Annotated in this window: 8 protein-coding genes; 4 read left to right on the top strand and 4 right to left on the bottom strand. The window is 70.2% G+C overall.

The annotated features are described in order from the left end of the window. From PV363_RS14600 to hppD, 3 genes are all read right to left on the bottom strand, one after another. Positions 1-479: cupredoxin domain-containing protein (locus tag PV363_RS14600; protein WP_301022696.1), on the bottom strand; the 479-nt coding region annotated here is incomplete at its 3' end. A 41-nt stretch (positions 480-520) separates the two neighbouring features. Continuing rightward, positions 521-1,378 (bottom strand): iron uptake transporter permease EfeU, encoded by an 858-nt coding sequence (efeU, locus tag PV363_RS14595; RefSeq protein WP_220343191.1) that lies wholly within the window; start codon positions 1,376-1,378, stop codon positions 521-523. A 98-nt stretch (positions 1,379-1,476) separates the two neighbouring features. Further along, positions 1,477-2,682, bottom strand: a complete 1,206-nt coding sequence (gene hppD / locus PV363_RS14590; protein WP_220343190.1) for a 4-hydroxyphenylpyruvate dioxygenase — start codon at positions 2,680-2,682, stop codon at positions 1,477-1,479. Positions 2,683-2,859: 177 nt separating this feature from the next. Between hppD and PV363_RS14585 the strand changes: the two genes are divergently transcribed. The 4 genes from PV363_RS14585 (at position 2,860) to PV363_RS14570 (ending at position 5,990) form a co-directional block, all read left to right on the top strand. Then, the gene (locus PV363_RS14585) at positions 2,860-3,363 is read left to right on the top strand and encodes an Lrp/AsnC family transcriptional regulator (RefSeq protein ID WP_255559667.1); all 504 of its coding nucleotides are present in this window, start codon (positions 2,860-2,862) and stop codon (positions 3,361-3,363) included. A 153-nt stretch (positions 3,364-3,516) separates the two neighbouring features. Beyond that, positions 3,517-4,608, top strand: coding sequence for a Glu/Leu/Phe/Val dehydrogenase dimerization domain-containing protein (locus tag PV363_RS14580; RefSeq protein ID WP_301022695.1), 1,092 nt, complete (start codon positions 3,517-3,519; stop codon positions 4,606-4,608). Positions 4,609-4,642: 34 nt separating this feature from the next. Further along, on the top strand, positions 4,643-5,572 hold the full coding sequence (locus PV363_RS14575; protein WP_220343187.1) for an acetamidase/formamidase family protein: 930 nt from the start codon (positions 4,643-4,645) through the stop codon (positions 5,570-5,572). Between the two features lie 130 nt (positions 5,573-5,702). Then, positions 5,703-5,990, top strand: a complete 288-nt coding sequence (locus PV363_RS14570) for a hypothetical protein (protein ID WP_220343186.1) — start codon at positions 5,703-5,705, stop codon at positions 5,988-5,990. A gap of 81 nt (positions 5,991-6,071) precedes the next feature. On the opposite strand, the gene PV363_RS14565 is transcribed toward PV363_RS14570, so the two are convergent. Next, positions 6,072-6,467: homogentisate 1,2-dioxygenase domain-containing protein (locus PV363_RS14565; protein ID WP_301022694.1), on the bottom strand; the 396-nt coding region annotated here is incomplete at its 5' end.

The following is a 6,467-nucleotide window of genomic DNA, read 5'->3' as shown; positions in this document are numbered from 1 at the left end:
AGCTGGGCGCTCTGGTCCTGCACGTACGCGGCGTAGTGCTTGTTGGCCTGGTCGACCAGCACCTTGTCGTCCCCGCTGGCCGTGACGTCCTCGTCGGAGGGAGTCACCGCGAAGTCGTCGCGGATGCCCTCCCCCTTCATGCCCGGCTTGCAGGCGGTCACGTAGTCGCCCTCGGGCGCCGTCACCACGAGGTCACGAGTCAGGCCCGGGCCGATGTTCTCGATCTCGGCGACGATCCGCAGGCCGTCGGAGGCCAGCAGGTAGAACTCGGTGACCTCCGAGCCGTCGTTGCGGACGCTGAACCTCAGGTTGCCCGCGGGAGCCTTGGTGGCCGACAGCTCACAGCCGTCGGCGGTCGAGACCACGTCGAGGCTGCGGGCGTCACCTGCGTCGGCGGGTCGGTTGTCGGTGCACCCGGCGAGGACGCCGACCGACAGGGTGACGAGCCCGACGACGGCGGGGAGGGAGGTACGACGCATGTGAGCGGATCCTTCGTGGGGTGATGCGGTGTGGCGGTCGGTCAGGCGGAGACGCGCTGCTCGACCGGTCGGTCGGACCGGTCGCGGCGTCGCATCGTGAGGAGGAAGAGGGTCATCGTCGGGACGAGGTACAGCAGCCAGGCGAGGCCCTCGAGGACGGTGGTGGCGGGCGAGAAGTTGAAGACACCCTTGAGAAGGGTGGCGTACCAGGTGGCCGGGTCGATGACGTCGGAGACGTCGAAGAGCACGTTGCCCAGCCCGGGGAGGATCCCCGCCTCCTGGAGGTCGTGCACCCCGTACGAGAGCACTCCCGCGGCCACGACGACGAGGAACGCTCCGGTCCAGAGGAAGAAACGCGAGAGGTTGATCCGGATCGCGCCCCGGTAGAAGAGGTAGCCGAGCACGACGGCGGTCGCGAGCCCGAGGGCGGCGCCGAGCAGCGGCTCCCACGTCGCGGTCTGGCCGTCGGCGGTGGCGGTCTGGGTCGCTGCCCAGAGGAACAGCGCCGTCTCGAGTCCCTCGCGGCCGACGGCGAGGAGGGCGACGACCACCAGGGACCAGCGTCCGGCGTCGGCGGCGACGTCGATCTTGCCGCGGAGCTCGCCGCTGATCGTGCGGGCCGCGCCGGCCATCCAGAAGACCATCCAGGTCACGAATGCCACGGCGATGATGCTCAGCGTGCCGCCGATCGCCTCCTGCGCCTCGAACGTCAGGCCGCGCGGACCGAAGGTCAGCAGGGCGCCGAAGGCCGCGCTGATCCCGACGGCGAGTGCCACTCCTGCCCAGATCCGCGGCAGGAGGTGGCGTCGCTCGGTCTTCACGAGGTAGGCGACGAGGATGCTGATGACCAGCGCCGCCTCGAGCCCCTCGCGCAGGCCGATGAGATAGTTCGCGAACACGCTTCCCCCTTAGGCTTCTGTAAGCCTTGCCTAACTTAACCACGTCCGGCCGGGAGTCGCGCAAGGGCCGGCCCGTACGGCCGGCCCCTCCGCACTGATCAGAAGTTGCCGCGCCGCTCCTGCTCGCGCTCGATCGCCTCGAAGAGCGCCTTGAAGTTGCCCTTGCCGAAGCCGAGCGAGCCGTGGCGCTCGATCAGCTCGAAGAAGACGGTCGGCCGGTCACCGACCGGCTTGGTGAAGATCTGGAGGAGATAGCCGTCCTCGTCGCGGTCGACGAGGATCCCTCGGGCCTGGAGCTCCTCGATCGGCACCCGGACCTCGCCGATCCTCGCCCGCAGCTCGGGGTCGGTGTAGTAGGAGTCGGGCGTCGCGAGGAACTCCACCCCCTCCGAACGCAGGACGTCGACGGCGTTGACGATGTCGTTGGTCGCCAGGGCGAGGTGCTGCGCGCCCGGACCGCCGTAGAACTCGAGGTACTCGTCGATCTGCGACTTCTTCTTGCCCGCCGCCGGCTCGTTGAGGGGGAACTTGACCCGGTGGTTGCCGCTGGCCACGACCTTGCTCATCAGCGCCGAGTAGTCGGTCGCGATGTCGTCGCCGATGAACTCGGCCATGTTCGTGAACCCCATCACGCGGTGGTAGAAGTCCACCCAGGCGTCCATGCGGCCGAGCTCGACGTTGCCGACGACGTGGTCGAGCGCCTGGAAGATGCGCTTCGGCGCTCCCGCCCGCTTCTCGTACGCGCTGGTGCGCTCGACGAAGCCGGGCAGGTACGGACCGGAGTACGCCGACCGGTCGACGAGGGTGTGCCGGGTCTCGCCGTAGGTGGCGATGGCCCCGGTGCGGATGGTGCCGTGCTCGTCGGTGACGTCGTGCGGCTCCTCGAGCACCGTCGCGCCCTGCTCACGCGCGTGGGCGATGCAGCGGTCGACGTCGGGCACCTCGAGCGCGATGTCGACGATGCCGTCTCCGTGCGCCGCGTGGTGGGCGATCAGAGGACTGTCCGGTGCGACGGCGCCCTTGAGGACGAAGCGCACGCCGCCGCTGCGCAGGACGTACGCGCAGTGGTCACGGTTGCCGGTCTCCGGGCCGGAGTAGGCGACGAGCTCCATGCCGTACGCCGACTGGTAGTAGTGCGCGGCCTGCGTCGCGTTGCCGACCACCCACACCACGGCGTCCCAGCCGGTGACCGGGAAGGGGTCGTTGGCCTCGTCGTACTCCACCAGTCCGACGAGCTTCTTGAGCTGGTCGACGTCGAGTCCGGCGAGAGCCTCCTCGCTGGTCAGCGTGTGCTCGATGGTCATCGTGTCCTCCGGTTTGTTGCGCGAGCGAGCGGGTCGAGCCTCGTGTCCCAGATCACATCGCGCGGACGATCGACTGTGCAACCGGCACCTCCTCACCTGGCCGCAACGTGCAGATCGCCCACCGGAAGGCAGGTTTGACTGGACGGATCGTCTACTTCGTACGAGAGTGGCGTCGTGATGCTCGACCAGCTCGACCTCGCCCTGATCGCGGTGATGCACGACCACCCCCGCGCGGGGGTGCTGGAGCTCTCGCGCACCACCTCCGTCGCCCGCGGCACCGTCCAGGCCCGTCTGCGGCGGCTGGAGGAGGCAGGCGTGATCACCGGGTACGGCCCTGACGTCGACCTGCGGGCGGCCGGCTTCCCCGTCCAGGCCTACGTCACGCTCGAGATCGCGCAGGGCGCCCTGGACGAGGTCCGGGAGGCGCTCGACGCGATCCCGCAGGTGGTGGAGGCCGTCGTGACGACGGGGTCGTTCGACGTCCTGTGCCTGGTCGCCACGGCCTCGCACGAAGAGCTCCAGGGCACCCTGCTGCGGCTCGACCAGTCGCCGAGCATCGTCCGGTCCACGAGCATCGTCGTGCTGTCGGTGCTGATCCCGCGTCGCGTCCAGCCGCTGCTGGAGTCGGCTCCTCGCCCGGGGACCACCCGCGCCCCGGCATACCGCTCGCACGGCAGCTGATGAGCAGACTGCGCAGCAGAGCCAGCGTTTCTCGGCACGAAGTGATCAGGACACTGAGTTCGAGCACGTGATGTTGACCACATCCGTGGGCGCTCCGAGCATGGGTGCCGACCCCTGGCGCCGACCGCGCCCCTCGGACTCGGAAGGACGCGCATGACCACCACCGCACGCGACACCGTCGACGGCATCTTCGACGGACTCGAGGGGCTGACGATCGACTCCCACGAGCGCGTCCACTTCCACCACGACGAGGCCACCGGGCTGAGCGCGATCATCGCCGTGCACGACACCCGGCTCGGTCCGGCACTCGGCGGCACGCGGTTCTACCCGTACGCGTCCGGGAGCGATGCCCTCACCGATGTGCTCCGTCTCTCGGAGGGCATGACGTACAAGGCAGCGGCCGCGGGGCTCGACCTCGGCGGCGGCAAGGCCGTGATCGTCGGGGACCCGGCGACCCTCAGGTCGCGGGCGCTGCTCCGCGCGTACGGTCGGTTCGTCGGGTCGCTGGGGGGCCGATACATCACCGCGGGTGACGTGGGCGTCACGGCGGAGGACCTCGACGTGGTCGGCGAGGAGACCCCGTACGTCGTCGGTCGCACGGTCGCGGCGGGCGGCTCGGGTGACAGCGGGTTCGCGACGGCGTTGGGCGTGTTCTCCGCGATGCGCGCGGCCGCCGCGCACACGTTCGGGAGCGCCGACCTCGGCGCTCTGACCGTCGGCGTCGAGGGGGCGGGCAAGGTCGGTCTCCGGCTGATCGGACTGCTGCGCGACCAGGGAGCGCGTGTGGTGCTCGCCGAGCCCGACGCCGGCGCACGTCGCCGGGCCGGGGAGACCCATCTCGGGCTGGAGCTCGTGGACTCGGTGGTCGACGCCGAGGTGGACGTCTATGCCCCGTGCGCCCTCGGCGGCACGCTCACGCCGGCCTCGGTCGAGACGGTGCGCGCCGGTCTGGTCTGCGGCGCCGCCAACAACCAGCTCTCGACTCCGGACGTCGAGGAGATGCTCGTCGAGCGTGGGACGGTCTGGGTGCCGGACTACGTCGCGAACGCAGGAGGCCTCGTCCAGGTCGGCGGCGAGCGCGACGGCAGCACGCCCGACCAGGTCCGGGTGAGGGTCGCCGCGCTGGAGGACCGCGTCCGCGACATCTTCGCGACGGCGAGCGCGGAGAGGACGACGGCCGGTGCCGCAGCCCGTGCTCTGGCCCGCCGACGTCTGGACGCCGCCGAGGCGCCGCCCGGCAGGTGACGGCGAGACCTCCACGTGCGCGAGGATCGTCGGCATGACCCACCACGACCTCGCCGGCGATCCTCAGCACCTCTGGACGACGACCCACGAGCCCCGGCTGGAGGTCGCGTCCGGCGACACGGTGTCGTTCGACTGCGAGGATGCCGTGAACGGGCGGTACGACGAGGTGCCGACGGGCGGAGCGCTGCCTGCGTCCGACCCGACACGGCCGATGTACCCGCTCGCCGGCCCCGTCGTGGTCGCCGGCGCAAGGCCCGGTGACGTGCTCGAGGTGGAGATCCTCGAGGCGGAAGGGACCAAGGGATTCGGCTGGACCGTGCTGGGGCCGGACGAAGGACTGCTCGCCGCCGACTTCAGCGAGAGGTACCTGTTCCGCTGGGAGATCGACGGCGACCACACCGACATGGGCGACGTGGCGCGCGTGCCGGTCCGTCCGTTCTTCGGCGTCGTCGGCGTCTGCCCGGACACCGTCGAGCCGCTGCCGGTCATGCCGCCAGGCACGTTCGGCGGCAACCTCGACTGCCGCGACCTCGTCGTCGGCTCGTCGGTGTTCCTGCCGGTCCAGGTGCCGGGCGCTCGGCTCGCGATCGGCGACCCGCACGCGGCGCAGGGTGACGGCGAGGTGTGCGTGAGCGCGGTCGAATGGGCGGCCCGCGGTTCCGTACGCGTTCGCCTGCACCAGGGGCGATCGATCCCCGGGCCGCAGTTCCGGACTCCCGGTGCGCTGCGCACGGGGCTCGAGGATGCCGGCTGGTATGCGACGACCGGGGTGGCGCCGTCCTTGATGCGGGCCGCTCAGGACGCCGTGCGGGCGATGATCGACCACCTCGGCCACACCTACGGGCTCGACCCGCGCGACGCCTACGTGCTGTGCAGCGTCGTGGTCGACCTCAAGATCAGCGAGGTGGTCGACGCACCGAACTGGGTGGTCAGCGCGTACCTGCCGTTGAGCGTCATGCGCTGACGCGCACGCCGCGGTCGGGGAGGTTTGGAGATGTTACCGCCGGGTACCTGAGTTTGATCGCGTTTTCGCGGCCCGGGAGAGGCCGAGCCGATCCGGCTAGAGCCTCCTGATCTCACACAAGGAATTCACAATGTCGACCACGCATGCCACCCACCAGAACCACGACCGCTCGACCGCCCGACTGAGCACCGAGACCAAGGCGTCCTTCAAGACGAGCGAGCTCATCGCCTACGTCGTCGTCGCGCTCGGCGTCCTGATCGCCTCGGCCTTCGTCGACGGCAGCGACTTCGGTCCTCAGGAGGCATGGTTCTACGTGACCCTCCTGACGATCGGCTACATGGTCAGCCGCGGCCTGGCGAAGTCCGGAAGCCGTGACTTCTACGACGCCGGCGACCGGGCTGAGTCCGACCGCCACTGATCTCGTACCGAGACACCGAACCGCCTCAGCGTCTGACGCTGGGGCGGTTCGTGCGTGGTGACGGCGCCAACGCTGCCGGGGTCAGTCGGAGCCGAGGGCCCTGGCGGCGGCGGTGCCGTACGCGTGGTCGTCGGTCGCGGTGCCACCCTCGCCGAGCTCCAGCGGCCGGAAGGTGTCGACCATGACCGCGACCTCGTCGAACTCCTGGGCACCGAGCGAGGCTTCGACCGCGCCCGGCTGCGGCCCGTGCGCGATGCCTCCCGGGTGCAGCGAGATGGAGCCGACGCCGATGCCGGTGCCCTTGCGCGCCTCGTAGTCGCCGGCGACGTAGAACATGACCTCGTCGGAGTCCACGTTGGAGTGGTAGTACGGCAGGGGGATCGACAGCGGGTGGTAGTCGACCTTGCGGGGCAGGAAGTTGCAGACCACGAAATTGTGCCCCTCGAAGACCTGGTGCACCGGCGGCGGCTGGTGCAC

This window comes from Mumia sp. (assembly GCF_028803055.1).
GTDB lineage: Bacteria > Actinomycetota > Actinomycetes > Propionibacteriales > Nocardioidaceae > Mumia.
Note: the sequence above shows the minus strand (reverse complement) of the source record. Positions and strands in the feature narration are given on the sequence as shown.

Coding starts and splice junctions, on each gene's coding strand:
- hppD (WP_220343190.1), bottom strand. CDS start 2,682: ATGACCATCGAGCACACGCTGACCAGCGAGGAGGCTCTCGCCGGACTC.
- PV363_RS14585 (WP_255559667.1), top strand. CDS start 2,860: ATGCTCGACCAGCTCGACCTCGCCCTGATCGCGGTGATGCACGACCAC.
- PV363_RS14580 (WP_301022695.1), top strand. CDS start 3,517: ATGACCACCACCGCACGCGACACCGTCGACGGCATCTTCGACGGACTC.
- PV363_RS14575 (WP_220343187.1), top strand. CDS start 4,643: ATGACCCACCACGACCTCGCCGGCGATCCTCAGCACCTCTGGACGACG.
- PV363_RS14570 (WP_220343186.1), top strand. CDS start 5,703: ATGTCGACCACGCATGCCACCCACCAGAACCACGACCGCTCGACCGCC.